Below are 25,357 nucleotides of genomic sequence, written 5' to 3' on the forward strand. Positions count from 1 at the left end.
CGGACATCCGCGCCGATCGTGGAACCTCGCATCGCACGCCGCATCAACCGGCGACTGCCCGCCTTCTGCCTGCTGGCGACCGCGGCCTTCGCGAGCCTGGCAACGCCACCGGAGCCGCCGGTGCCGATGGCCGTCCCGGCGCCGGTGTTGCAACTGTCCGGCGATGATTTCCCGGTCCTGATCGTGCACCAGCCCGTGCGCGACGAAGACGGCATCCCGCTGCCGCTGGCCTGCGACCAGATCCGCGGCAAGCGCATCGACGAACTGGATCCGCTGTGGAAACAGGCCATCGAGCGCATCCATGTGGATTGCGACGACCTGAAGCGGGAAGCTGCCGGCTTCGACATGGTCGCCACCGTCGCCACCGGCTTCCTCAAACCCGGCATGGCGGAGTTCGCCGGCATCCCGGTAGCCGAGGTGCGCCTGATGGATTCGGAAAAGTGGGGCGACTACGAATACATCCTGGACCGGCCCTACGCCGAGATCCGCGAGGTGCTGGAGCGTTTCGTCGAGTCGCACTGCCGCACGCCGCAGGACAACCGCGAAGTGCTTGCGCGCGACACTTGCAGGCTCACCGAAACCGTCGAAGGCATGTACCTGGAAGCCGACTCGCTGGGCGGCATCTGGATGCATCCGCAACAGGATGATCCGCGGCGCACGGTGTATGCGGAAGTCTGGGCGGACTGAGGAAGCTTCTTTGTTGAAAAGCTTCTCGGTCGAGAGCCTTCACGGTTGATTCGTCATCCCCGCGAAAGCGGGAAGCGCTTTTCAACGGCCGAATCGCCGGTCATCCAGTGCCTTCTATCGTGGAAAGCAAAGTCGCTGGGTCCCCGCTTTCGCGGGGACGACGAATTTTTCCCATTGCCGACGACTGGAATCTACGCAAGCACGCCGGCAATCGCCTCGGCCAGCATCTCCCCGGTCACCGGCTTGCGCAGGAAGCCGTCGAAACCGGCGGCGCGCGCCAGCGTTTCCGCGTCCGCGTCGGCGCGCGCGGTCACCGCGAGCAATGGCGCGGTGAATGCCTGCGCACGCAGCTGTCGCGCCAACGCAAGGCCATCCAGCCCCGGCAGATCGAGGTCGAGCAGGGCGATATCGAAAACATTCGCCGCTGTTTTCGCAAGCGCGGCCAGACCATGCGCCACATGGGCGACGTGGTGGCCGCGTGCGCGCAGCAGGCTGGCGATCACTTCGGCCACGGTCGGGTCGTCCTCGACCAGCAGGATCCGCAACGGCTCCGACCCGGCAGGGACCGCGGCCGCGGTACGGGAAAGCGCTTCCGGCATGCGCGTGGACGTGGCCAGTGGCAGGTCCACGGTGAAACAGGTGCCGACGCCCGGCGCACTCCGCACCTGGATGCGTCCGCCCATGGCCAGCGCCAGCTCCTGGCAGATCGCCAGCCCCAGGCCGCTGCCGCCATAGCGTGCGGCGGTGCGCGCGCCTTCGGCCTGCTCGAAGCGCTGGAACAGGCGGGTCTGCTGTTCCTCGTTGATCCCCGGGCCGGTATCGGCGATCTCGAAACGCACGCCTTGCGGCGGCGCGGGCGATACCCGCAGGGTCACACCGCCGCGTTCGGTGAACTTGATCGCATTGCCCAGCAGGTTGAGCAGGATCTGGCGCATCCGCACCGGATCGCCCTGCAACACGCCGGGCGTACCGGCGGCGATTTCATCGGCGAAGGTGAGACCGCGCTGTTCGGCCATCGGCGCGGTCAGCCCGACGACTTCGTCGACCAGCCTGCGCAGGTCGAAATCCTGCCGCTGCAATTCCAGTTTCCCGGCTTCGATACGGGCGATGTCCAGCGCGTCGTTGACCAGCCGCAGCAGGTGCGAACCCGCGTTCTGGATGGCATGGGTATAGCTGCGCTGCTTTTCGTCCAGCGGTGTGGCCAGCAGCAATTCGCTCATGCCAAGCACGCCGGTCATCGGCGTGCGCACCTCATGGCCCAGGGTGGCCAGGAAGCGGGTCTTGGCCAGCGAGGCCTGTTCGGCGAGTTCGCGCTTGTGCTCATTCAACTGCCACGCGGTGCGCGTGCGCAGGCGGCGGCGGTACAGCGCGCCGGACATGCCCAGCAGCAGCAACCCGACCAGGACAAACAGGACGATGCCCCAGCCGCTGCGCCACCAGGGGGGCAGTACGCGGAAACTCAGCGTGCGGTCGGGCGAAGCGTTGCCGGCGACATCGAAGGCCTGCACATGCAACACGTAGCGTCCCGGCGGCAATGCCGAGAACACGCGCTCGCCGCTCGCGCCCTGGTCCACCCAGTCCTTGTCGAAACCCTGCAGGCGCGAACGATAGCGATTGGCCAACGGATCCTCGAACGACAGCAGCCGCGCACTGATCTGCAATTCGTGGTCCCCGGGTTGCAGATCGAACCCGCCGTCGCCGGGCAGGCTGACGGTGCGGTCGTCGCGGCTGACCTGGATGCTGTCGAGCACCAGGTTCGGGGTGACCGCGACCGGATCCGGCAAGCGCGTGTCCAGCAACATGATCGAGCCATCGGTGGCGCTGCCCGTGAGTACGCCATCGTCGGTGATGAACAGCGCGCGGTCGTTGAACTCCTGGCTCAGCAGCCCATCGCGCACGCCGAAGTTGCGTACCTGGCCGGATTGCGGATCGATGCGGGTCAATCCTCGACGCGACGCCAGCCACAGGCGCTTGCCCGCATCGATCTCCAGGCCGGTGGATTCCACCGCGGGCACGCCTTCGGCCACGGCCAGGCGCTTCTCACGCCGCCAACCCCGGGCATCGCGACGCCACAACTCCAGCCCCGACAGACGATGCAGCCATAGCCGGGCCGGGTCCTGGAAAGCAAACGAGAACACGCGTTCGCCGCCGGTTCCCGGCACCGGCAGGAACCGGCGCGCCGCTTGTTCCCAGCGCAGCAGTCCCTGGGCGCCGGCCAGCCATAACGCACCATCGGGACCCGCGGCGATCATTTCCGTGTCCACCGCGGTCAGGCCGTGGCCGGAATCCGCGTCGATCTGATCCAGCACCGCACCGCTTTCGCCATCGCGGCGCTGCAGGCCGCCGCCCAGACTGGACAGCCACACGCTGCCGTCGGCGGTCTGAACCAGCCAATCCACCGGCCCGGCATCAGGAGTCGCATCCTTGCCTGCACCCTTCGGCCACGACTTGAACGCATGGCTGGAAAGATCCAACCGCGCCAGGCCCTTGCTATGCCCCAGCCAGAGCCGCCCCTGGCGATCCTCCAGCACCGACCGCAATATGAGTTTTCCGAATTCCTGCTGATGCCATGGGATCAATTCGATCTCGCCGGTCGTCGTATCCAGGCGCTCGATGCGACCCTTGTCGCTGACCAGCCACACGCGGCCCGAAGTCCCCGGTGCGATGCCGCGATAGACTCCGCCACCGAGGCCCTGCGCCGTGGAGAGCGCAGCGATGCGGCGCCAGTCCGAACGCAGGTAGCCCAGGCCACGCGACTTGACCGGCACCCACAGGCCGCCGTCGGGTTGCCGCAACAGGGTCTGCACCAGGCGCGCGACGCCGCTGCCCGAGGTATCGAAGTCCACGGGCGCCGGGGCGCCTTCTCCTTCGGTCCGCCACAAACCGCCCTGCCCGCCCAGCCAGTATTCGCCATCGTCGGTGTTGACCATGGCGATGACCGCGTTGGGGCGGGCGAACATCGGCGACCATGCCGGCGAGGTCCAGCCGCTTGCCTCGCGGCGGGACATGCCATCGGAAGTGCCCACCCACAGGTTGGCCCCGTCGGCGACCAGCGAATAGATGATCGGCAACCGGTCTTGCGGGAACGCCACCCGGCGCACGGCCTGGCCATCGAAATTCGCCAACCCGGCGATCGTCCCGATCCACAACACTCCTTTTTGATCGAAAGCCAGCGACAGGACGTCGTCCGAAGGCAGGCTCCCGGCGTCGGTTTCGCTGGCGGAAAAGTGGGTGAATTTCCCGTCCGCATCCAGCCGGCAGAGGCCGCCGCCGAACCCGCCGAACCACAGCGCATCGCCGCGGCTGGTGATGGCGAACACATCGTCGCTGCCCATCTGCGGATGCTCCGCCAGGCGGTAATGGCGGAAGCCCTTGCGATCCGCGCCCATCATGCTCAGGCCGCCGTTCTCGGTGGCGACCCAGATCCGGTCGCGCCCATCGATATGCATGGCCTGCACGATATTGCCGGGCAGCGAGGCGGGATCTTCCGGATCGTGCCGCCACACCTTGAAACCGACGCCGTCGTAGCGGGCCAGGCCATCGTGGGTGGCGACCCACAGGTAACCGGCACGGTCGCGGGCCAGTGCGGGGATCGTGGTATTGGGCAGGCCATCGGCCGCACCCAGCACCCGGAAGCGGGGGATCTCGGGCACGGCGGCCTGCGCCGCGACGCAACAGACAAGGCACAACCCCAGCAACCAGACTCGCAGCCCCATTCCCTTATCCCGTGCAGCTTCCCTGTCCGGACATCGTCGCAACGGACCGTTGCATGTGCAAGCGGGGTATCTTCCACGTCACCGACCTAGAATCCCGGCCTTATGCGAATGCCAGTCCGACTCGGTGCCCTCCTTCTGCTGCTGTCGCCGGGTATCCCGCCCGCCTCGGCGGCCAGCGCCTCGTATGAACTGGACCCGGTGCATACCCGGGTCCTGTTCGCGGTGGAACACGCCGGATTCTCCAGCGCGCTGGGCACGGTATCGGGCAGCAGCGGGCAACTGCGGTTCGACCCTGACGACTGGTCGACGGCAAGACTGGAGGTCAGCGTGCCGTTGCAGCGCCTGGACCTGGGCGACGAGAAGTGGAACCAGGCGGTGCGCGCCGGCAACCTGCTGGACACGGAGCAGTTCCCGACCGCGACCTTCGTTTCCACGCGCATCGAACCCATCGACCCCCAGCGTGCCTCTGTCTACGGAACGCTGACCCTGCACGGCATATCGAAGGAAGTGAAACTGGACGTCACCCTCAACGCACTGAAGCGCCACCCATTGCCGCCGTTCCGGCGCACGGCCGGATTTTCCGCCACGGCGACGCTGAGCCGCGCCGATTTCGGCATCGATGCATGGAAGTCGGTGATCGGCGACCGGGTGGAGCTGCGCCTGGAAGTGGAGGCGACGCGGACGCGCAAAGGCGGCGCGGACGAAGCGATGGACAACAACGACGACGACAGCGAACCCACCCCGACCACGAAGCCAAGCACGGAGCCGACCACGCCATGACCCTGAAGAACACCGCCGATCGCTGGGGCCCGGTCAGCCAGGCCTTCCACTGGATCATCGTGCTGTTGATCCTGTGCCTGGCCATCGTCGGCCTGACCATGGGCGAACTGCCGAAGACGCCTAAATACTTCTGGGTCTACACCGGGCACAAATCGACCGGCCTGCTGGTGCTGGCACTGGTGATCGCGCGACTGGGGTGGCGCTGGTACGCGGGAAAACCGCAACCGGTACCCGGTACCCCGACCTGGCAGGAACGCATCGCCACAATCACCCACTGGCTGTTGTACGGCCTGATCCTGCTGATGCCGCTTTCCGGCTGGCTGTACGACTCGGCCAGCGGCCTGCGCCCGTTCCGCTGGTACGGCCTGTTCGACGTGCCGAAGCTGAGCCCGCCCGACGAAGCCTTGCGCAACCTGGCGCACGAGGCGCACGAATGGGGCTTCTGGGTGCTGCTGGCGCTGGTCGTCGCCCACGCCGGCGCCGCGTTCTACCACCACTACTTCCAGCGCGACGCCACCCTCGTCCGCATGTTGCCGCGGCGTTCATCGGCGAGAGCCGATAACGTCCCCGCCCCCCCGTCCGACCCGAAACCCGAGGAATCTCCCCATGTCCCCTGATCCCAAGACGCGCAGCTTCACTTCGCCCGCGCTGACCGCCGCCGCGCTGGTGGCGATGATGGCCACCGCGCCCGCATTCGCCGCCGATTACGTGCAGGCCGCCGGCTCGACCCTGGTCTTCGCCAGCAAGTACGACGGCGAAGTGTTCACCGGCAAGTTCGCCAGCTTCACCACCACGCTGAGCTTCGACCCGGCCAACCTGGCGACCTCGAAGCTGGACGTGGTGATTCCGCTGGCCGGCGCCAGCACCGGCAACGGCGATCGCGACTCGACTCTTTCCAGCGGCGATTTCTTCAATGTCGCCAAGTTCGCCCAGGCCCGCTACAGCGCCAGCAAGTTCCGCTCGCTCGGCGGCAACCAGTATGCCGCCGACGGCAACCTGTCCCTGCGCGGAGTCAGCAAGCCGGTGACCCTGACCTTCACCTGGACGCCGGGCGCGCAACCGGTGCTCAGCGGCAAGGCCACGGTCAAGCGCCTGGATTTCGGCGTCGGCAGCGGCGACTGGGCCGACACCAGCAACATCCCGAATGAAGTGGCGGTGAGCACCAAGGTCGTGTTCAAGCCCGCGAAATAACGCACCCCGTAGGAGCGGGCCTTGCCCGCGATGCCTTTGGCCTTTGTAGATCCGAGCTTGCTCGGATGCCCTGGCTTCAAGGCGAAAAGCATCCGAGCAAGCTCGGACCTACGAAGATCAGGAACCAGGGCATCGCGGGCAAGGCCCGCTCCTACAGGAAGGCTTGCAAGCGTTCGCCATCGAACGGCCAATCCAGTTCCGCTCCCGTGGCCTCATCGCGCAACACCGGCACGCGCACGCCGTAACGTTCCTCCAGCGCCGCGTCATCGTCGATGAACACGCTCTCGAACTCCGGCACGCGGGCTGTGGCCAGCACCTCCAGGGCCAGGTCGCAGAGGTGGCAGTCGTCGCGCTGGTAGAGGATCAGGGGCAAGGCTCGTTTCTCGCGTCCATGGGTGGCGATGGTTGCCGCACGCAGGCAGTCCGTGCGGCCGAAGGCATAGAATAGCGGCATGGCAGTCAGCACTTTCGACCTTTTCAAGATCGGCATCGGGCCGAGCTCCTCCCACACCGTCGGGCCGATGCGCGCCGCGGCGCGTTTCATCGCGCGCTGGCTCGAAGAGCCCGGGCGCCTGCAGGAGGTTGCCCGGGTCCGTGCCGAGGTATTCGGCTCGCTGGCCCTGACCGGGCGCGGCCACGGCACCGACAAGGCGGTGCTGATGGGCCTGGAAGGGCACATGCCCAACCTGATCGACCCGGACGTGATCCCGACCGCGTTGGCGCGCATCCGCGGCGAGAAGAAGCTGCTGCTGGCCGGCCGCCATGAAGTCGCCTTCGACGAGAAGCGCGACCTGGTGATGAACAAGCGCCAGAAGCTGCCGTACCACACCAACGGCATGCGCTTCACCGCCTTCGATGCCAATGACGAGGTGATCGCCACGCGCGATTACTACTCGGTCGGCGGCGGTTTCGTGGTCAACCAGGACGATGCGGCCTCGGATCGCATCGTCGCCGACAGCACCGAGTTGCCGTATTCGTTCAAGAGCGGCGACGAGTTGCTGGCGAAATCGGCGGGCAGCGGGCTGAGCATCGCGCGGATGATGTTCGAGAACGAGAAGGTCTGGCGCAGCGAGGAAGAAATCCGCGCCGGCCTGCGCGAAATCTGGAACGCGATGCAGAGCTGCGTGGCCCGCGGCATCCGCCAGGAAGGCACCCTCCCCGGCGGCCTGCATGTCACCCGCCGCGCGCCCGCCCTGTTCGCCGAACTGTCGGGCAAGCCGGAAGCGGCGATGCGCGATCCGTTGACCACGCTGGACTGGGTGAACCTTTACGCGCTGGCGGTGAACGAGGAAAACGCCGCCGGTGGCCGCGTGGTCACCGCACCGACCAATGGCGCGGCCGGGATCATTCCGTCGGTGCTGCATTACTACGATCGTTTCTGCCCCGGCGCGAACGAGGAAGGCATCTTCACCTTCCTGCTTACCGCCGCCGCCATCGGCATCCTGTACAAGGAAAACACCTCGATCAGCGGCGCGGAAGTCGGTTGCCAGGGCGAGGTCGGCGTGGCCTGCTCGATGGCCGCCGGCGGCCTGGTCGCCGCGCTGGGCGGCACGTCGAGCCAGATCGAGAACGCGGCCGAGATCGGCATGGAGCACAACCTGGGCCTGACCTGCGATCCGATCGGCGGCCTGGTGCAGATTCCTTGCATCGAGCGCAATGCGATGGGCGCGGTCAAGGCGATCAACGCCGCGCGCATGGCCGCGCGCGGCGACGGCAAGCACAAGGTGTCGCTGGACAAGGTCATCAAGACCATGCGCGACACCGGCCGCGACATGCAGGACAAGTACAAGGAAACCAGCCGCGGCGGGTTGGCGGTGAACGTGATCGAGTGCTGATGGCGTGACCAGGTTCGTGCTGCTGCCCGGCATGGACGGCACCGGCGAGTTGCTCGCCGAATTCGCAGCGGCACTCGCGCCCGGGTTCTCCACGACCATCGTGGACTATCCGAAGGACGTCGCCCTGGACTACGGCGCGCTCACCACGCTGGTTCGCGGGCAACTTCCGCAAGACCAGCCCTACGTACTGGTTGCCGAATCCTTCTCCGGTCCAGTCGCGATCCGTCTCGCGGCCGGAAACCCCCAGGGCCTGCTTGCGATAGTGCTATGCGCCTCCTTCGCCAAGGCACCGCGACCGCGATTGCGGGCATTCACCGGTTTGCTGCGAAGCATGCCTTTCCGCAGGACGCCTGCCGCACTGTTGATGCCGCTGTTGATGGGCCGATGGTCGTCGCGCGAATGGGCCCGCCGGGTGCGGGCCACGATTCGTTCTGTCGAACCCGCAGTGCTGCATCACCGCTTGGTGGAGGTCGCCACGGTCGATGACAGCGCACTGATCGCGGACATCGCCTGCCCGTTGCTGTATTTGAAGGCGAGCCGGGATCGCCTGGTGCCGCACGATGCATGGACGACCATCCGCGACCTGAGCCGCCATGCGGTGTGCATCGAGATCGAAGGCCCGCATTTCCTGCTGCAGGCCAAGCCGGAGGAATGCGCCGCTGCGATCAGGCGTTGAATCCGAATCGAGATCCCGCAGGATCGAGCATAGCGACGTCCGCTCCACCCTCTCCCCCTGCGGGAGAGGGACAGCTTCGCGCAGCGAAGCAGGGAGAGGGGCGGCTTTTCCTGCAGAACACGCCGGGTTTCGCCCGGCGCTTCCCTCTTCCGCCCTTCGGGCACCCCGCCTTCGCGGGGGCAGGTTCTTCTCCCACAAGGGGAGAAGGGAAACTGTCGACATAACAACCCGGGAAATCTCCCCGAGTGCTGCGCCTATTGCGGGACGAGGCGGCCGAGCTTTTCCACTTTTCTGAAAAGGCCGCCCAGCCGATACGCGACAGCGTTAACCGGCTGCCGTCTTGCAAGCCGAAGGACTGGCGGCGCACTTGTCGGCGATCCGGTTGTCGCGATTCGCCAGGTCCGCGCCGACCCGGTAGCCGGCCATCACCATCAACATCAGCAGGATGGCGACCCACAATGCGATCCGGGCGATTTCCAAGGGCGGTTGCGGATGCTTCAGTGTCGCTTCGGCAGACGGGCCAATCGCTGGCATTGGCTCCAGCGTGGGTGTCAGCCGTGCCGGTTCCATGCCGAAGGCCGCCGCGATCGCCATTTTCGATTCCAGCGACGCGTTGCCGTCTGCTTCCAACCGCTGCACGGTCCGTGCGCTCAGGCCGGCCACGCTCGCCAGGTGTTCCTGCGACCAGGCGCGCTCTTCGCGCAACGCCTTGATCAGCTTCGTATCCACTTTCATTTCTACTGCCATGTGCCGGACCCTCGAGGATGATAAATGCCTCGGCAAGCGTGGTCCACGCATCCCACGGGCACCACGACGCGGACACGACAGGATTACGACAGTAGCCGTCGTTCCTGGAGGAGCGAAAGAAGCTGGCTATCCGTTGGCGATGCTCAATACATCATCCAGCAGCGCCGCAGCGGTGACTTCCGCCCCCGCGCCCGGTCCCTGGATCAGCAGCGGCTGCTCGCGATAGCGGTCGCTGAAGATCGCGACCCGGTTGTCGGTGCCGCTCCCGCCGCACAGAGGGTGGTCGGCCGGCAGGGCCTGCAGGCCGACACTGGCGCCTTCTCCATCGAAACGACCGAGGAAGCGCAGCTTTTCCCCCTTCCGGTACGCATCCTTGAAGCACGTGGCGAACGGCGCGTCCAGTAGTTCGAGCGCGCCATCCAGTTCATGGACCGCAAGCGCCGCCAGCTCCACCGGGACCAGCGACTCCACCCGCACCTCTTCCGCCGACAACGACAGTCCGGCGGCGCGCGCGAGGATCAGCAGCTTGCGGCGCACGTCCTCGCCGGACAGGTCGAGGCGCGGATCGGGTTCGGTGTAGCCGGCTTCACGCGCCTCGCGCACGAAACCCGAGAACGGGCGCATGCCGTCGTACTGGTTGAACAGCCACGCCAGCGAACCCGACAACACGCCTTCCACCCGATGGATTCGATCACCGCCGGCCACCAGCGCACGCAGGCTGCGCAGCAGCGGCAGGCCCGCGCCGACCGTGGCGCTGTCGCCGTAACGCGCACCCGAAGTCCGTACCGCGTCGGCGATGGCGTGGGCCCGGATCGACGCGCCGCCGCTGCCGAGCTTGTTGGCGGTGACCACGTGCACGCCGCGCGCCAGCCATTCGGCATGGCGATCGGCGACGATCTCGCTGGCCGTCGCATCGACCAGCACATCGCCGCGGCGCAACGCCTCGGTCTCGGCCCAGGGCGGCAGGTCGCTGGTATTCGGAAGCGATGCGCGCGCATTCTCCAGTGCTTGTTCGGGCGTCCCCTCGCAATCGTGGAGCACGCGAGAATTGGCCAGCCACGCGAATGCGGGTAATCCCGGATTTCCCTGCTGCAGGCGCTCGTATCGCTCCACGAAAGCAGTGCCGACCACGCCGGTGCCCAGCAACGCCAGCCTGGATGCCGGCACCGATCGATACGCCGTCGCCAGCTGGACGACACTGCTCATGCGTCGACCAGCACGCGTTTGTCCTCGGCGTCTTCCCGGGCCACGGTGCGCTCCGCGCGCAACAACGCCCGGGACAGGTCGGCGACCAGGTCTTCGGTCGATTCGATGCCCACCGACAGGCGCAACAGGCCGTCGGAGATCCCGGCTTTGGCCCGCGCTTCCGCGGTCATCGCTGCATGGGTCATCGAGGCCGGATGCGCGATCAGGCTTTCCACCCCGCCCAGCGATTCGGCCAGGGTGAAGTACTGCAGGCCATCGACGAAGGCACGCACCGCCGCCTCGCCCCCATGCAGTTCCACACTGAGCATCGCGCCGAAGCCTTTCTGCTGGCGCGCGGCCACGGCATGGCCGGGGTGCGAGGCCAGGCCGGGGAAATACACTTTCGACACCGCCGGATGTTCATCCAGCAAGGTGGCGATGGCGGTTGCGTTTTCCTGGTGCACGCGCAGGCGCGCGTCCAGGGTGCGCAGGCCGCGCAGGGTCAGGAAGCTGTCGAATGGCGAGCCGGTGATGCCCAGCGCGTTCGCCCACCACACCAGTTTTTCGTGGGTGGCGGCATCGCGTGCGACCACAGCGCCGCCGACCACGTCGCTGTGGCCGTTGATGTACTTGGTGGTGGAATGCAGGACCAGGTCGGCGCCGAACTCGAGCGGCTTCTGCAACGCCGGCGACAGGAAAGTGTTGTCGACCACGGTCAGCGCGCCGACCTTCTTCGCCGCCTCGATGACGAAGCGCAGGTCGGTGATGCGCAGCAGCGGATTGGAAGGGGTTTCGATCAGGACCAGCTTCGGCGACTGCGCCAGCGCCTCGGCCAGCGAACGCGGATCGGTCAGATCGGCGGTGATCAGCTCGAAGTGGCCTTTCTTGGCGAGCGCGTTGAACAGGCGCCAGCTGCCGCCGTAGGCATCGTGCGGAACGACCAGACGGTCGCCCGGCTCCAGCAACGCGTTCAACACCAGGGTGATCGCGGCCATGCCGGTGGACGTGACCACTGCGCCATGGCCGCCTTCCAGTTCCGCCAGCGCCTCGGCCAGCAGGTCGCGGGTCGGATTGCCGCTACGGGTGTAGTCGTACTGGCGCTTGTTGCCGAAGCCGTCGAAGCTGAAGTTGGAGGACAGCACGATCGGTGGCGTGACCGCGCCATAGGCGGTGTCGCGGTCGATGCCGGCACGCACTGCGGACGTGGCGGGACTACATTCCTGATCAAGGCTGGAAGCTTCGTTCTCGTTGTGGCGGCTCATGCGGTTTCTCCATTTTCGTTGCGGTCGGCATCGCGCAGCGCGGCTACCAGGATGTTGTCGATGCGGTCGGTTTCCTTGAGGAAGGCGTCGTGTCCGTAAGGCGAACGCAGCACGCGCAACTGTCCGCGCGTGCCCAGGCCTTCGACCAATGCCACTGAATCGGCCAACGGCACCAGGCGATCGCCCTCCACCGCGACCACCACGGTCGGTACGGCGACCTGTACGGGATCCAGGCGATGCAGGTCGATGGACTCGGACAGGCGCAAATAGGCATTGACCGGGGTGCGCGCCACGTATTGCGCGCCGGCGGCGTCCAGGTAGTCCTCGGCGGCGCAGCGCACGCGGCCGTTGATGACTTCGGGGGCGGCGTCGAAGCGCTCGTCGAATTCCTCCGGCGTGCGGTAGCTGAGCATGGCGAACTGCCGCGCCAGCGAAAGTCCCTGCGCGTCGGCGCATTGCAGCTGGCCCAGGGCCACGGCCTTGCGCTGCAGCGAGCGCCAGGCAGCGGCATAGGGATGCGCGCGATGGGTGCCGCTGACCGCGACCAGTTTGCGCAGGCGCGCGGGATGGCGCGCAGCCAGTTGCAGGCCGACCAGTGCGCCGTAGGAATAGCCAACGAAGGCGTGCAGCTTGCTGATATGCAGCGTGTCCAGCAACTGGACGATGGCGTCGGCCTGGTCGGCGGTTTCCAGCGGCACGTCGAGCTTGCCGTCCGCGCCGAGGTAATCGATGGCGAGCAGGCGGACGCTTGCGGGATCCAGCGCGCGTCCGCTTTGCGCCAGCGCGTTGGCCCAGCCGTTTTCGGGAAAGGTTTCGCTGGCCACGACGTGCCGATGCGCGGAAATGCCGCCGGCCACCAGTACGACCGGCAGGCTTGCTTCGCCGATCAATTCGTAGCGCAAGGTGACCTGGCGGATGCCGGCGTGGCGCAGTTCCAGGCGCAGGCTGATTTCGCCACGCAGCTCGCGCACGGCATCGGCACGCGGCTCGTGCGGCGATGGCTCGTACACCGACGGCGGAAGCGGGGAAAGGACGGTATGCAGGGCGGTGCTGGCGAAGCTCATGGCGGTATCCAGTAAGGGAACTTGGACTACAACCATCGAGCTTCGCGGAGCTCGCGTTCGCCGTGCGCTGGCACGGTACGAACCATCTTCCGGCAGACGCTGGGTCCCCGCAGGATTTGGCACCTGGGCGGCGCTTGCGCGCCACCTGGCTGCCCCGGCTTCATTGGGCCTGTCCCTCTGCCGGTCTCGATGGTGGAGCGAGCTTGCCAGCGGTTTTCCAGGATGTCAATCGCCTTATTCGGATAAAGCGATGGATTCATTCCTCGGGCTTCACGGGTCGCAAGCGACCTTGGCCTTAACGCATAATTATCAAATGAGACCCCATACGCTAATCGCCGGCCTGGCCCTGGCCCTGCTTGCCGCCTGCTCCACACTGCCACCACCCCACAACTCCACACCGGAGGCTCCCAAGGCCACGACCACGGTCGATGCGGTGATCCCGGAGGCCTGGGTCTCGACCGCGAACCCCGCCGACGAGCTCGACTCGCTGGCGGTCTGGCCTACCGAAGACGGACAGACCTGGCTGATCGCCACCGCCAAGTCCAGTCATAGCCTGGTCGTGTACGACGCCGAGACCGGCGAGCGCCTGCGCAGCGTCGGCGGTCCGGGCCAGGGTCCGCTGCAATTCGGCCGCCCCAACGGCATCGCCGTGTTCGGCGATCTGCTGTTCGTGGCCGAACGCGACAACCATCGCGTGCAGGTGCTGCAACTTCCCGGGTTCGCCTCGCTGGGCATGGTCGGCGAGGACATGCTGAAGGTTCCTTATGGCCTGTGGGTGCGCGAGATCGGGCCGGACGAGCTGGAAATGTTCGTCACCGACAGCTTCATGACCGATTTCAGGACCCGGGAACTGCCGCCGATGGCGGAACTGGACCAGCGGGTGAAGCGCTTTGAAGTGCATGTCGACGATGCCGGCAAGCTGCATTCGCGTTACCTGGGCGCTTTCGGCGACACCACCGAGGCGGGCGCCCTGCGCATGGTCGAATCGATCGCCGGCGACGCGGTCAACGATCGCCTGCTGATCGCCGACGAAGACCGGCGCGTGGGCTCGACCTTGCGCGAATACAACCTGGAAGGCCTGTATCGCGCCCATAGCCTGCCGTTGTTCGATGCCGATGCCGAGGGCGTGGCCTTGTGGACCTGCGATGCCGGAGAAGGCTACTGGATCGGCGTGGACCAGTTGCAACCGACCATATTCCGCCTCTTCGACCGCACCACGCTCAAGCCGGTCAAGACCTTCTCCGGCCAGGTGGTCGCCAATACCGATGGCCAGGTGCTGTACGCCGTGGGCACGCCACGCTTCCCGGCCGGCGCGCTGTACGCGCTGCATGACGACAAGGCGGTCGCCGCCTTCGACCTGCGCGATATCGTGCGTACCCTGGGGTTGTCGGACCGCTGCATGTAATGAAGACGCGATCGGCCGCCGTGGCTTTGCTGGCGGGCGCGGCCATGCTGGCAGGCGCGATCGACGCCGACGCCGCGCGCCTGTACCGATGGAAGGATCGCTACGGCGTGACCCAGTACGGCGATCAGCCGCCGGCGCAGGACGAGCTCCCGGCCAGCGACGTCAACGTCATCCGCTTCCGCAACCCGCCCGGCGCGCTGGTGCGGCTGCGGCTGGAGAACAAGGGCGGACGCTACCAGGCCTGGGCCGACAACCTGCTGCATGGGCCGGTCGAGGTGATGCTGCGCTTCAAGCGCAACCGCAATGTGTACGGCAGCCCTGCCCTGCCCGCCGAAGCCACGGTTCCTGCACGCAGCAGCGTGCTGGTGGCCACGGTCAGCATGACCGATCCGATCCGTGGCGGCGATTTCGAACTCTTGCTCGACGGACTGCCGGGCGATCCGGCCGCACAGCCGACCGCCTACGAATACCGCCTGCCGTTCGACTATGCGCGCGTGCGCGTCGACCAGGGACCCGGCGGCAGTTTCAGCCACAACGACCCGCAGAACCGCTACGCGGTCGATTTCGCCCTGGCCGAAGGCACGTCGATAGTCGCGGTACGCGAGGGCGTGGTGATGCAGGTGGAATCGGATTTCGACAAGGCCGGGCTCAACCGCGAGAAGTACGGCGGCCGCGCCAACTTTATCCGCATCCTGCACGACGATGGCAGCATGGCCGTCTACGCGCACCTGAAGCCGGAAGGCGTGCAGGTGCGCACCGGCCAGCGCGTGCGCCAGGGCGAGCGCATCGGCCTGTCCGGCAACACCGGCTTCAGCACCGCGCCGCACCTGCACTTCGTGCTCCAGGTCAATCGCGGCATGCGCCTGGAATCGATCCCGTTCCGCATGTTCGGGCCACTGGGGGAGCTGAGGTTTCCGAGCAGCCGGTGAAAGAGCAAGAATTGGTAGGTCCGCAAGTTGTCGAGTTGATGGTTGCAGCAGCGGCGCTCCCACCCACTGCGAATCACCAATCGGCGCCTCCCCGGGAGCCGCTATAATCCCCGACCTTCCTTTCCAGACCCGCGCCCGCAAGGCGTCGTCGCCATGTCCGCCGCTCCAATCCCAGATGTCGTCACCGAAGCCGCGCGCCGCCGCACCTTCGCCATCATTTCCCACCCCGACGCCGGCAAGACCACGCTGACCGAGAAGCTGCTGCTGTTCGGCGGCGCGATCCAGATGGCCGGTTCGGTCAAGTCGCGCAAGACCACCCGCCACGCCACCTCCGACTGGATGGCGCTGGAGAAGGAGCGCGGCATCTCGGTGACTTCCTCGGTGATGCAGTTCCCGTACGAAGGCCGCATGGTCAACCTGCTGGACACGCCCGGCCACGCCGATTTCGGCGAAGACACCTACCGGGTGCTGACCGCGGTCGACTCGGCGCTGATGGTCATCGACGTGGCCAAGGGCGTGGAAGAACGCACGATCAAGCTGATGGAAGTGTGCCGCCTGCGCGACACCCCGATCATGACCTTCATCAACAAGCTCGACCGCGAAGGCCGCGACCCGATCGACCTGCTGGACGAAGTGGAAAGCGTGCTCGGCATCCAGTGCGCGCCGGTGACCTGGCCGATCGGCATGGGCTCGCGCCTGAAAGGCGTCGTGCACCTGGTCAGCGGCGAAGTGCACCTGTACGAACAGGGCCGCAACTTCACCCGCCAGGACTCCACCATCTTCGCCTCGCTGGACGACCCGCAACTGGTGCAGCGCCTCGGCGAGGACCTGCTGGCGGGACTGCGCGACGAACTGGAACTGGTCCAGGGCGCCTCGCATGCGTTCGACCTCGGCGCCTATCGCGCCGGCAAGCAGACCCCGGTGTTCTTCGGCTCGGCGGTCAACAACTTCGGCGTGCAGCCGCTGCTGGACTTCTTCGTCGAGCACGCGCCGTCGCCGCAACCGCATGCCACCACCACGCGCGAAGTGAGTCCCACGGAGAACAAGCTGAGCGGCTTCGTGTTCAAGATCCAGGCCAACATGGACCCGATGCACCGCGACCGGGTGGCCTTCATGCGCGTGTGCTCGGGTCGCTTCAGCGCGGGCATGAAAAGTTTCCATGTGCGTACCGGCAAGGAAATGAAGCTGGCCAACGCCTTGACCTTCATGGCCAGCGACCGCGAGATCGCGGTCGAGGCGTGGCCGGGCGACGTGATCGGCATCCACAACCACGGCACCATTTCCATCGGCGACACCTTCACCGAAGGCGAGGCGATCAGCTTCACCGGCATTCCCAATTTCGCTCCGGAACTGTTCCGCCGCGCGCGCCTGCGCGATCCGCTCAAGCTCAAGCAGCTGCAGAAGGGCCTGGCCCAGTTGAGCGAGGAAGGAGCCACCCAGTTCTTCCGTCCGCTGATGAGCAACGACCTGATCCTGGGCGCGGTCGGCACACTGCAGTTCGACGTGGTCGCGTACCGGTTGAAGGACGAGTACGGCGTCGACGCCAGCTTCGAGCCGATCGGCGTGGTCACCGCGCGCTGGATCCGCTGCGACGATGCGAAGAAGCTGGAGGAGTTCCGCGACAAGAACGCGATGAACCTGTCCGTGGATGCCGCCGGCGCGCTGGTCTACCTCGCGCCGACCCGGGTCAACCTGCAACTGGCCCAGGAACGCGCGCCCGGCGTGCAGTTCCTGGCCACGCGCGAACATGCGCACAGCGTGGGCCTGGACTGATCCATGACGGCGGGGGAGGCATCCGTCGGATTCAAGCCGGTCCTGCTGCGATTGTTGCGCTCGCCGTTGCTGCGCATGATCTATTTCGTGTCGATGCTGTCGCTGTTCACCGCGATCGCGCGCTGGGTGGCGAAGGTAGCCGACACCCCCGCCAACAGCCTCAAGTCCATGAGCGCCAACCTGGCGTCCACCACTTTGACCGTACTGCCATTCCTGCTCGCCTATTGGCTGTTGGCGAAAGTGATCGAACGTCGCCCATTGAGCGAACTGGACTGGCGGAAATCGCCGCAGTTGCTCTGGGGCCTGCTCGCCGCGCTGCTGCTGTTCGCGCTGGTGACCGCCGAGCTATGGGCAGCCAATGCCTACACCGTCAGTGGCTGGGGCGATGCGCCGCTGTGGACCCTGTTCCTGCTGACCGCGGTAGTGCCGGGCATCACCGAGGAAATCATCAGCCGCGGCATCCTGTTCCGGCTCACCGAGGAAGGTCTCGGCACGTGGATCGCATTGCTGGTGTCGGCGCTGTTCTTCGGCTTCGCCCACATCACCAATCCCGGCGCCACTGCCTGGAGTTCGATCGCCATCTCGATCGAGGCGGGCTTGCTGTTCGGCCTGCTGTACCACGTCACCCGCTCGCTGTGGTGGTGCATCGGCCTGCATGCGGGCTGGAACTTCGTGCAGGGCGCGGTGTTCGGCATCCCGGTATCGGGCATCCCGGTGGATGGACTGCTCGAGTCGCAGTTGCAGGGGCCCGACTGGCTGGATGGCGGCGGTTTTGGTGCCGAGGCCTCGGTGCTGACCGTGCTGACCTGCGGAGTGATCAGTTTATGGCTGCTGCAGCGGATATTGCACGCACGCAGCATGGTGGCGCCGTTCTGGAAACGCGAACAGCGTACGGATGCAGGAGTTGCTGCATTGCGGTAGGTTGTACCCATGAGTGCCGACTCGACGCCCCCCGTGAAAAAAGAAATCGACATCCGCGACGAGATCGCCAGTGCGCTGACCCATGGCCTTGGCGCAGTCGCGGCGCTGGCCGGCGGTGCGGTGCTGATAACCCTTGCCGCAATCCACGGTGACGCCTGGCAACTCGGCGCGTCGATCGTGTTCGGTGCCAGCCTGCTGCTGCTGTACTTGGCGTCCACGCTCTATCACGCGATCCAGCATCCCGTCGTCAAGGGACGCCTGAAGGTTTTCGACCACTGCGCGATCTATGTGCTGATCGCCGGCACCTACACGCCGTTCACCCTGATCGGCCTGCGCGGTCCGTGGGGCTGGGGCCTGTTCATCGCGATCTGGACGCTGGCGCTGTCGGGCGTGGTGTTCAAGCTGTTCTACACCGGCCGTTTCAAGCTGCTGTCCACCGCCATCTACATCGCGATGGGCTGGCTGGTGCTGGTGGCGATCAAGCCTATGCTGAATTCACTGGATGCCTGGACCCTGGGCTGGCTGCTGGCCGGCGGCCTTTTTTACACCTTGGGCACGTATTTCTACCACCGCGAATCGATCCGTTTTTCGCACGCCATCTGGCATCTGTTCGTGATCGGCGGCAGCGTCTGCCACTTCATCGCGGTGACCGCGCAGGTGCTGCTCCCGAGACTGCACTGATCGTTGCAAGATGAACGGCAGCCGTGGCCGTTCGCGGGATCTGAACAACCGTTTTCTATATTGGCCGCATGAACGGAGTTGCAGCCAAGCCGACGCCTTTCTACCGGCGCAAGCCCTCGCGCAGGACCGTCGAGATCGCCGCCCTGCTCTTCGCCGCATTGGTGGTGCTGATCCTGCTGTTCGACTGGAACTGGTTCAAGCGTCCGCTTGAGCGGGTGGTCGAGGCGCGTACCGGCCGCACGTTCAAGATCGACGGCGATCTCGATGTGGACCTGGGAAGAGTCGCCTCGGTCCGCATGGACAAGCTGCGATTCGGCAATGCCGCCTGGTCCAGTGAGCCGACCATGGCCAGCGCCGATCGCGCGCAGGTCGACTTCGAATTATGGCCGCTGGTTTCCAGGCGCCAGGCGCGTATTCCCTGGATCCGCTTGTCGGCACCCAAGGTGCTTCTGGAAACCGGCCCCAAAGGCACGGGCAACTGGGTATTCGGCGACCGGTCGGGCGAAAGCACGGTCCGGTTCCAGCGCATCTGGATCGACGACGGGCGACTGCGGTTCTTCGACGCGGCCAAGAAAACCGACATCGACATTTCGGTCGATAGCGCAAAGGCCGATGCCAGGGATAAAGCGCCGCCCATCGATATCAGCGGCAAAGGCCGATGGACGGGAAGTGCCTTCCGACTCTCCGGCCGCGCCGAATCGCCACTCGCGCTCAGCGACAGCACCGAGCCCTATCGCATCGACCTGCGCGCAAGCGCAGGCCGCACCACGGCGCATGCGCGGGGCACGCTGACGGATCCTTTCAAGTTCCGCGATTTCGACCTGCGCCTGGCCCTGGCCGGACAGAACCTGGAAGACCTTTTCCCCTTGATCGGCGTCGCCACTCCGGCCACTCCGCCGTACCGCTTCGATGGCCGCCTGACCCGCAAGGACACGACCTGGCATTACGATAATTTCAATGGCGTGGTCGGCGACAGCGACCTGGGCGGTTCCGCGGCGGTGACCGTGGGGCGCGAACGTCCGTTGCTGGTGGCCGACCTTGTATCCAAGCGCCTGGACTTCGACGACCTGGCCGGTTTCGTCGGTGCCCCGACGCAAGCCGGTGGCAGCGAGGCGACCAATCCCGAACTCAAGGCACAGGCCGCGGCCCTGGCGGCGAGCCCGCGTTTGCTGCCCGACACGCCCTACAACCTGACCAAGCTGCGCTCGATGGACGCCGATGTGCGCTGGAAGGCGCATCGCATCAATGCGCCCAGGCTGCCCATCGACGACATGGACGCGCATCTCAAGCTCGATGCAGGCGTGTTGCAACTCGTGCCCTTGAATTTCGGCGTGGCCAGCGGCGACATCCGCTCCACCATCCGCATGGATGCACGCGAGAAAGTCATCCGTACGAACGCCCGGATCTCCGCACGACGACTCGACCTTTCCAAGCTCTTTCCGGACGTGAAGTTGACCCGGGACGCAGTGGGACGCGTCGGTGGCGATATCGCCCTCTCCGGCACCGGCAACTCCATCGCCGCGATGCTGGGCAGTGCCGACGGCGATATCGCCCTGGGCATGGGTCGCGGGCAGATAAGCAACCTGTTCATGGAGCTGGCTGGCATCGATATCGCCGAAGCCCTGAAATTCCTCGTGACCAAGGACCGCAAGGTGCCGATCCGTTGCGCCTTCGGCGACTTTTCCGTGGACGACGGACTGATGCAGTCGCGCGCATTGGCGTTCGACACCGCCGATACGATCATCGTCGGCAACGGCAGGATCAGCCTGAAGGACGAAACATTGGACCTGGAGCTCAGGCCGCGGCCGAAGGACCGCAGCATTCTGGCGTTGCGATCGCCGCTGGTCGTGGGCGGCAGCTTCAAGGACCCTTCGTTCCATCCCGATTTCAAGCGTTTGGGACTGCGCGGCGCCGTGGCCATCGCGCTGGGAAGCGTCGCACCGCCTGCCGCCCTGCTGGCCACCCTGGAACTGGGTCCGGGCAAGGACAGCAGCTGCGGCGGCAAGTACGCGAAATAGCCCTAGCTCGCGATATACCTTTGCAACTGATCCAACTGGACCTTCTGGTCCTCGATCACCGCCTTGACCAGGTCGCCGATGGAGATCACCCCGATCACCTCGTCGTCCTCGACCACCGGCAGGTGGCGGATACGGTGCTCGGTCACCATCTGCATGCAGCGCTCGACGGTTTCGTTGGGACCCACGGTGATCACATCGGCGGTCATGATTTCGCGCACCGCCGTGTCGGATGAAGAGCGGCCATGCAACACCACCTTGCGCGCGTAATCGCGCTCGGACACGATGCCGGCCAGGCGAGCGCCATCCATCACCAGCACCGCGCCGATTCCCTTCTGCGCCATCAGCCGGATGGCGTCGATCACCGAATCGCCGGGGGCGACCGCGTGGACTTCAGGGGCCTTGCTTCCCAACAGCTGGCGTAGCGAGTGCATCGCTTTCTCCTTCGATACCGGGTTGCTGTGCCGAGGATACTCCTCCGGCGCCGGGTTGCCAGACATCCACCAGGTACAACGGGCGCTGCTTGGATTCGTCGTACAGACGACCGAGGTATTCGCCGATCAGGCCAAGCGCGATCAACTGGATTCCGCCCAGGAACAGGATGACCGCCATCATCGTCGGCCAGCCCGCAACGCGGTCGCCGTAGATCGCGGCCTTGAGCACGATCCAGATCGCGAACACGAAGGCGAAGGCCGCGGCCGCCAACCCCAGGTAGGTCGCCACGCGCAAGGGCGCCGTGGAAAAGCTGGTGATGCCTTCCAGGGCGAAGTTCCACAATTTCCACAACCCGAACTTGCTGCTGCCGGCCAAGCGCGCTTCGCGCCGATAGGGAATCGCGACCTGGTTGAAGCCGACCCAGCCGAACAGGCCCTTCATGAAACGGTGGCGTTCGCGCAGTTGTCCCAGCGCCTGCAGCGCGCGCGGCGAAAGCAGGCGGAAGTCGCCGGTGTCGGCGGGAATGGGAGTCTTGGACAAGCGCCCGATCACCCGATAGAACCCGGCCGCGGTAACGCGCTTCAGCCAGTTTTCGCCTTCGCGCTGGATGCGCGTGCCATGCACGTCGTCATAGCCTTCGCGCCACTTGGCCACGAATTGCGGGATCAGTTCCGGCGGATCCTGGCCATCGGCATCCAGGATCAGCACCGCGCCGCATTCCACCTGGTCCAGGCCTGCGGTCAGTGCGAGCTCCTTGCCGAAATTCCGCGACAGGCGCAGCAGGGAAACCCGCGGATCCTGGCGCGCCAGGCGCTGCATCACCTCCCAGGTGCCATCGGTACTGCCATCGTCGACATACAGCATCCGGCCATCGATCGCGTCCAGACGGCTCAGCACCGCAGCGATGCGCGGATGCAGCGCGGGCAGCGATTCTGACTCGTTGCGCGCGGCTACGACTATGGTCAGGCGTTGTGGAATTCCGGTCATGCTCAGTCCAGCGTCTGCAGGTAAGCGGGGCCGCCAATCTGGCGGACCTGGCGTTGTATCCAGTTGGCCCGGCGCTGCACGAACGGCCCGGGTCGGGCCACGCTGTAATGCCGTGGCGCGGGCAGCACCGCGGCCAGGCGCGCGCTTTCCGCCAGCGACAGGCGGCTTGCGTCCTTGCGCCAGTAACTGCGCGCGGCGGCCTGCGCGCCATAGATGCCATCGCCGAATTCGGCGATGTTGGCGTACACCTCCAGGATCCGCGCCTTCGGCCACATCGCCTCGATCAGCAGCGTGTACCAGGCCTCGATGCCCTTGCGCACCCAGCTGCGGCCTTGCCACAGGAACAGGTTCTTGGCCACCTGCTGGCTGACCGTGCTGGCGCCGCGCACCTTGCGGCCCTTGGCGTTGTTGGCGCGCGCCTTTTCGATGGCCTTGAAATCGAAACCGCTGTGGGTGGCGAAGTTCTGGTCCTCGGCAGCCACCATCGCCACCGGCAGGTTGGCGGAAATGCCTTGCATGTCGCGCCAGTCGTAGGCCACGCGGAAAGACCAGTCGCCGGAACCCCAGGCCTCGAACTGGCGCGCGACCATGAAGGCCGAGAACGGCGGATCGACGAAGCGCAGCACTGCCACCTGGACCACGCTGGCCGCGGCGAACAGCAATGGCAACGCCAGCAACCAGCGCAACCAGCGACGCTTCCTGGGTGACCGGCCAAGTTGTGCAGTATCGATGGCATGCCCCCGGAAGGCGGTCTGGAACAGACTAAATGTTAACCTTTCGCCCTGACTCACGCGCGCCGATACCATCTGCAATGACAACTTCGGGAAGTTCGATCGCAAGCCTGATGGCGGACGCCGCCGAATCGATGCGGCGCGGACAGAGCGCTGCCGCGGCATCGCGCTGGCAGCAGGTGCTCAAGCTCGATCCGGAGCACGCAGCCGCCCTCAACTACCTGGGCGCGCACGCGTTGGCGCAAGGCGATCGCGCCAGCGCCCTCGAATACCTGCAGCACGCGGCCAACGCCGACCCCGGGCTGGCGATCGCGCACGCAAACCTGTCGCGCCTGCATAGTCAGGAAGGCAATGCCACGGCCGCGCTCGAAGCCATCACCCGGGCGATCAACGCCGAGCCGACCGCATGGGGCGCGCATTTCGAGAAAGCCCGCCTGCTGCAAGCCGCCGGCCGCCAGCGCGAGGCGGGCGCGGCCTGGGGCAATGGCTTGCAGTACATGCCGGAGGGCGCAAGAACCTCCCCGCAACTGCAACAGGTAGTGCAACAGGCCATGGCCGCCGTTTCCGCGAACCAGGAACAGCTCACCCTGTTCCTGGGCGAGCGCCTGCATGGACTGCGCGAAGGCCGCGGGCACCGCGAACTGGAACGATTCGACCACTCGCTGGACATCCTCAGCGGACGCAGGAGTTTCGTGACCGCACGTCCATTGACGCTGCCGATCCCAAGGCTGCCAGCGATCCCCTTCTTCCACCGGGAGGATTTCGAATGGGTCCCACAGGTAGAAGCCGCTTTCCCCGCAGTCCTGGAAGAATTGCATGGCCTGCTGGCTTCCAATGAAGGTTTCGAGCCTTATGTCCAGACCGCCGCCGGTCAGCCCAAGGGCCAGTTCGAGGCGCTGGACCAGAAGCTGGACTGGAGCGCGTATTTCCTGTGGAAGAACGGCCAGCGCATCGACGCGCATGCCGATCGCTGCCCGCGCACCGAAGCCGCCATCGCCCTGGCGCCGCAGATATCGGTGCCCCGGCGCGCGCCAGTGATCTTTTTTTCCGCGCTCAGGCCCGGCACCCACATCCCGCCCCACAACGGCGCCACCAACGCCCGCCTGACCGTACACCTGCCGCTGATCGTCCCGCCGGACTGCGGGCTGCGCGTCGGTGAGGAAACCCATGTCTGGGAGCCGGGCAAGCTGGTCCTGTTCGACGACACCATCCGCCACGAAGCCTGGAACCGCAGCAAACAGCTGCGCGTAGTGCTGATTTTCGACGTATGGCATCCCATGCTAACCCCGTTGGAACGCGAGATGGTCGCCCGCACCATAGAAGGCATGATGGCTTTCTATGGCGAAAACGCCGACTTGGGAGAACTGTGAGTAATTCGAACGACACCCGGACCCGCTTTTTGCTGCCCCGGGCCGGGGTACGCGGAATCTGCGTGCGCCTGCAGGACACCTGGCGGGACATCCTGTCGCACGCCGAATATCCGGACATCGCCCGCGGACTGCTGGGCCAGTCCTGCGCCGCTGCCGCCCTGTTCACCGGCCACGCGAAAGTGAACGGCCGCCTTTCCCTGCAGTTGCGCAGCCGGCATGCGGCGCTGCGCACCCTGTTCGCCGAATGCACGGCCCAGGACACATTGCGCGGCATCGCCCAAATCACGGAAGGCATGGACGCCCCGGGCGACCTGCACCAGCTCGGCGACGATGCCCTGCTGGCGATCACCATCGAGAATCCAGGCCTGGATCCGCGCGAACCACAGCGCTATCAGAGCCTGGTTCCGTTAAAGGCAGCGACATTGTCCGAGGCCTTCGAAAGCTATTTCCATCAATCCGAACAGCTGCCCACCCGCCTGCTGCTGGCTGCCGATGGGGATCGTGCCGCCGGACTGATGCTGCAGAAGTTGCCCGGCGACGAAGGCGACAGGGACGGCTGGACCCGTGCCGGCGCTCTGTTCGACACGCTCAGGGCGGACGAGCTGCTTGCCGTTCCCACCGACGCACTGCTGCACCGGCTATTCCATGAAGAGGGCCCGGAGATCCTGGCCGAGCGCCCATTGCGCTTCGCCTGTTCATGTTCACGTGAGCGGGTCGGGTCGATGCTGCATTCGCTGGGCCCGACCGAGGCCCGGGCCGCCCTGGCCGAAGGCCAGGCCGAGATCCGTTGCGAATTCTGTGGGCAACGCTATCTGTTCAGCGCCGCCGGGATCGAGGAACTCTTTGCTTCGCCGCCGGTCGGAATGCAGGCGCCCGAACGGCTCCAGTAGCTTTTCGGGACGCCCGGGGACTTGTTAAAGAAACATAAACCGAATAGCATCGATTCCCCTCCTTGGGGAACTCCGCA

General features: G+C 66.0%; 23 protein-coding genes and 1 riboswitch. Of the genes, 14 read left to right on the plus strand and 9 right to left on the minus strand.

What is annotated here, in order from left to right:
• The first annotated feature begins 18 nt into the window (after positions 1–18).
• Positions 19–687, plus strand: a complete 669-nt coding sequence (locus CSC74_RS06720; RefSeq protein ID WP_162313591.1) for a hypothetical protein — start codon at positions 19–21, stop codon at positions 685–687.
• Positions 688–878: 191 nt separating this feature from the next.
• Here CSC74_RS06720 and CSC74_RS06725 read toward each other — a convergent pair whose 3' ends face one another.
• On the minus strand, positions 879–4,403 hold the full coding sequence (locus CSC74_RS06725) for a hybrid sensor histidine kinase/response regulator (RefSeq protein WP_162313592.1): 3,525 nt from the start codon (positions 4,401–4,403) through the stop codon (positions 879–881).
• Positions 4,404–4,511: 108 nt separating this feature from the next.
• Here CSC74_RS06725 and CSC74_RS06730 point away from each other — a divergent pair, with 108 nt between their 5' ends.
• Genes CSC74_RS06730 through CSC74_RS06740 form a run of 3 tightly spaced genes read left to right on the plus strand, consistent with a single transcriptional unit; the run spans position 4,512 to position 6,374 of the window.
• Complete coding sequence (locus tag CSC74_RS06730) at positions 4,512–5,183, plus strand: YceI family protein (protein WP_162313748.1); 672 nt, start codon at positions 4,512–4,514, stop codon at positions 5,181–5,183.
• Positions 5,180–5,800, plus strand: a complete 621-nt coding sequence (locus tag CSC74_RS06735; protein WP_162313593.1) for a cytochrome b — start codon at positions 5,180–5,182, stop codon at positions 5,798–5,800. Before CSC74_RS06730 ends, CSC74_RS06735 begins: the two co-directional genes overlap by 4 nt.
• Entirely contained in the window at positions 5,790–6,374 is a 585-nt protein-coding gene (locus CSC74_RS06740) for a YceI family protein (protein WP_162313594.1), read from the plus strand. Before CSC74_RS06735 ends, CSC74_RS06740 begins: the two co-directional genes overlap by 11 nt.
• Before the next feature lie 151 nt (positions 6,375–6,525).
• Here CSC74_RS06740 and CSC74_RS06745 read toward each other — a convergent pair whose 3' ends face one another.
• Entirely contained in the window at positions 6,526–6,747 is a 222-nt protein-coding gene (locus tag CSC74_RS06745; protein ID WP_162313749.1) for a glutaredoxin family protein, read from the minus strand.
• A 79-nt stretch (positions 6,748–6,826) separates the two neighbouring features.
• Between CSC74_RS06745 and CSC74_RS06750 the strand changes: the two genes are divergently transcribed.
• Positions 6,827–8,209: an L-serine ammonia-lyase gene (locus CSC74_RS06750; protein WP_162313595.1), complete on the plus strand. Its 1,383-nt coding sequence runs from the start codon at positions 6,827–6,829 to the stop codon at positions 8,207–8,209.
• A gap of 4 nt (positions 8,210–8,213) precedes the next feature.
• The gene (locus CSC74_RS06755; protein WP_162313596.1) at positions 8,214–8,885 is read left to right on the plus strand and encodes an alpha/beta fold hydrolase; all 672 of its coding nucleotides are present in this window, start codon (positions 8,214–8,216) and stop codon (positions 8,883–8,885) included.
• A gap of 324 nt (positions 8,886–9,209) precedes the next feature.
• On the opposite strand, the gene CSC74_RS06760 is transcribed toward CSC74_RS06755, so the two are convergent.
• From CSC74_RS06760 to metX, 4 genes are all read right to left on the minus strand, one after another.
• Positions 9,210–9,632, minus strand: a complete 423-nt coding sequence (locus CSC74_RS06760) for a helix-turn-helix transcriptional regulator (protein WP_211369558.1) — start codon at positions 9,630–9,632, stop codon at positions 9,210–9,212.
• A gap of 126 nt (positions 9,633–9,758) precedes the next feature.
• Positions 9,759–10,838 (minus strand): homoserine dehydrogenase family protein, encoded by a 1,080-nt coding sequence (locus CSC74_RS06765; protein ID WP_162313597.1) that lies wholly within the window; start codon positions 10,836–10,838, stop codon positions 9,759–9,761.
• The gene (locus tag CSC74_RS06770) at positions 10,835–12,079 is read right to left on the minus strand and encodes an O-succinylhomoserine (thiol)-lyase (protein ID WP_162313598.1); all 1,245 of its coding nucleotides are present in this window, start codon (positions 12,077–12,079) and stop codon (positions 10,835–10,837) included. Before CSC74_RS06770 ends, CSC74_RS06765 begins: the two co-directional genes overlap by 4 nt.
• A complete protein-coding gene (metX, locus tag CSC74_RS06775) occupies positions 12,076–13,143 on the minus strand; it encodes a homoserine O-succinyltransferase MetX (RefSeq protein ID WP_162313599.1) in 1,068 nt (355 codons plus the stop codon). Before metX ends, CSC74_RS06770 begins: the two co-directional genes overlap by 4 nt.
• Positions 13,144–13,222: 79 nt before the next feature.
• Positions 13,223–13,339: riboswitch (SAM riboswitch) on the minus strand.
• A 117-nt stretch (positions 13,340–13,456) separates the two neighbouring features.
• Here metX and CSC74_RS06780 point away from each other — a divergent pair.
• The 6 genes from CSC74_RS06780 (at position 13,457) to CSC74_RS06805 (ending at position 20,870) form a co-directional block, all read left to right on the plus strand.
• The gene (locus tag CSC74_RS06780; RefSeq protein ID WP_162313600.1) at positions 13,457–14,548 is read left to right on the plus strand and encodes an NHL repeat-containing protein; all 1,092 of its coding nucleotides are present in this window, start codon (positions 13,457–13,459) and stop codon (positions 14,546–14,548) included.
• The gene (locus tag CSC74_RS06785; RefSeq protein ID WP_246192966.1) at positions 14,548–15,477 is read left to right on the plus strand and encodes a peptidoglycan DD-metalloendopeptidase family protein; all 930 of its coding nucleotides are present in this window, start codon (positions 14,548–14,550) and stop codon (positions 15,475–15,477) included. The genes CSC74_RS06780 and CSC74_RS06785 overlap by 1 nt, the downstream gene beginning before the upstream one ends.
• Before the next feature lie 168 nt (positions 15,478–15,645).
• Positions 15,646–17,250, plus strand: coding sequence for a peptide chain release factor 3 (locus CSC74_RS06790; protein WP_162313752.1), 1,605 nt, complete (start codon positions 15,646–15,648; stop codon positions 17,248–17,250).
• 3 nt (positions 17,251–17,253) lie between these two features.
• On the plus strand, positions 17,254–18,171 hold the full coding sequence (locus tag CSC74_RS06795; protein WP_162313601.1) for a CPBP family intramembrane glutamic endopeptidase: 918 nt from the start codon (positions 17,254–17,256) through the stop codon (positions 18,169–18,171).
• A 9-nt stretch (positions 18,172–18,180) separates the two neighbouring features.
• Positions 18,181–18,852 carry a PAQR family membrane homeostasis protein TrhA gene (gene trhA / locus CSC74_RS06800; RefSeq protein ID WP_162313602.1) on the plus strand — a complete coding sequence of 224 codons (672 nt, stop codon included), beginning with the start codon at positions 18,181–18,183 and terminating at the stop codon, positions 18,850–18,852.
• Positions 18,853–18,920: 68 nt separating this feature from the next.
• Complete coding sequence (locus tag CSC74_RS06805) at positions 18,921–20,870, plus strand: AsmA family protein (protein WP_162313603.1); 1,950 nt, start codon at positions 18,921–18,923, stop codon at positions 20,868–20,870.
• 2 nt (positions 20,871–20,872) lie between these two features.
• On the opposite strand, the gene CSC74_RS06810 is transcribed toward CSC74_RS06805, so the two are convergent.
• From CSC74_RS06810 to mtgA, 3 genes are read right to left on the minus strand one after another with little or no spacing between them, the layout of a single operon-like run.
• The gene (locus tag CSC74_RS06810; protein WP_162313604.1) at positions 20,873–21,301 is read right to left on the minus strand and encodes a CBS domain-containing protein; all 429 of its coding nucleotides are present in this window, start codon (positions 21,299–21,301) and stop codon (positions 20,873–20,875) included.
• Complete coding sequence (locus CSC74_RS06815; RefSeq protein ID WP_162313605.1) at positions 21,261–22,289, minus strand: glycosyltransferase family 2 protein; 1,029 nt, start codon at positions 22,287–22,289, stop codon at positions 21,261–21,263. Before CSC74_RS06815 ends, CSC74_RS06810 begins: the two co-directional genes overlap by 41 nt.
• A 2-nt stretch (positions 22,290–22,291) precedes the next feature.
• Positions 22,292–23,020 carry a monofunctional biosynthetic peptidoglycan transglycosylase gene (gene mtgA, locus CSC74_RS06820; protein WP_246193019.1) on the minus strand — a complete coding sequence of 243 codons (729 nt, stop codon included), beginning with the start codon at positions 23,018–23,020 and terminating at the stop codon, positions 22,292–22,294.
• Between the two features lie 80 nt (positions 23,021–23,100).
• Between mtgA and CSC74_RS06825 the strand changes: the two genes are divergently transcribed.
• Positions 23,101–24,390, plus strand: a complete 1,290-nt coding sequence (locus CSC74_RS06825) for an aspartyl/asparaginyl beta-hydroxylase domain-containing protein (RefSeq protein ID WP_162313606.1) — start codon at positions 23,101–23,103, stop codon at positions 24,388–24,390.
• Positions 24,387–25,280 carry an Hsp33 family molecular chaperone HslO gene (hslO, locus tag CSC74_RS06830; RefSeq protein WP_246192968.1) on the plus strand — a complete coding sequence of 298 codons (894 nt, stop codon included), beginning with the start codon at positions 24,387–24,389 and terminating at the stop codon, positions 25,278–25,280. The genes CSC74_RS06825 and hslO overlap by 4 nt, the downstream gene beginning before the upstream one ends.
• Positions 25,281–25,357 lie beyond the last annotated feature (77 nt).

The sequence above is a fragment of the Pseudoxanthomonas yeongjuensis genome (assembly GCF_010093345.1).
GTDB classification, from domain to species: Bacteria; Pseudomonadota; Gammaproteobacteria; order Xanthomonadales; family Xanthomonadaceae; genus Pseudoxanthomonas_A; species Pseudoxanthomonas_A yeongjuensis.

Bases quoted from the DNA above. Each gene is read 5' to 3' on its own strand.
- CSC74_RS06815 (WP_162313605.1), bottom strand. From the start codon at position 22,289: ATGACCGGAATTCCACAACGCCTGACCATAGTCGTAGCCGCGCGCAAC.
- CSC74_RS06780 (WP_162313600.1), top strand. From the start codon at position 13,457: ATGAGACCCCATACGCTAATCGCCGGCCTGGCCCTGGCCCTGCTTGCC.
- CSC74_RS06735 (WP_162313593.1), top strand. From the start codon at position 5,180: ATGACCCTGAAGAACACCGCCGATCGCTGGGGCCCGGTCAGCCAGGCC.
- CSC74_RS06805 (WP_162313603.1), top strand. From the start codon at position 18,921: ATGAACGGAGTTGCAGCCAAGCCGACGCCTTTCTACCGGCGCAAGCCC.
- CSC74_RS06770 (WP_162313598.1), bottom strand. From the start codon at position 12,079: ATGAGCCGCCACAACGAGAACGAAGCTTCCAGCCTTGATCAGGAATGT.
- CSC74_RS06825 (WP_162313606.1), top strand. From the start codon at position 23,101: ATGACAACTTCGGGAAGTTCGATCGCAAGCCTGATGGCGGACGCCGCC.
- CSC74_RS06795 (WP_162313601.1), top strand. From the start codon at position 17,254: ATGACGGCGGGGGAGGCATCCGTCGGATTCAAGCCGGTCCTGCTGCGA.
- CSC74_RS06785 (WP_246192966.1), top strand. From the start codon at position 14,548: ATGAAGACGCGATCGGCCGCCGTGGCTTTGCTGGCGGGCGCGGCCATG.
- CSC74_RS06765 (WP_162313597.1), bottom strand. From the start codon at position 10,838: ATGAGCAGTGTCGTCCAGCTGGCGACGGCGTATCGATCGGTGCCGGCA.
- CSC74_RS06810 (WP_162313604.1), bottom strand. From the start codon at position 21,301: ATGCACTCGCTACGCCAGCTGTTGGGAAGCAAGGCCCCTGAAGTCCAC.
- CSC74_RS06760 (WP_211369558.1), bottom strand. From the start codon at position 9,632: ATGGCAGTAGAAATGAAAGTGGATACGAAGCTGATCAAGGCGTTGCGC.
- CSC74_RS06730 (WP_162313748.1), top strand. From the start codon at position 4,512: ATGCCAGTCCGACTCGGTGCCCTCCTTCTGCTGCTGTCGCCGGGTATC.
- metX (WP_162313599.1), bottom strand. From the start codon at position 13,143: ATGAGCTTCGCCAGCACCGCCCTGCATACCGTCCTTTCCCCGCTTCCG.
- trhA (WP_162313602.1), top strand. From the start codon at position 18,181: ATGAGTGCCGACTCGACGCCCCCCGTGAAAAAAGAAATCGACATCCGC.
- CSC74_RS06725 (WP_162313592.1), bottom strand. From the start codon at position 4,403: ATGGGGCTGCGAGTCTGGTTGCTGGGGTTGTGCCTTGTCTGTTGCGTC.
- CSC74_RS06740 (WP_162313594.1), top strand. From the start codon at position 5,790: ATGTCCCCTGATCCCAAGACGCGCAGCTTCACTTCGCCCGCGCTGACC.
- CSC74_RS06750 (WP_162313595.1), top strand. From the start codon at position 6,827: ATGGCAGTCAGCACTTTCGACCTTTTCAAGATCGGCATCGGGCCGAGC.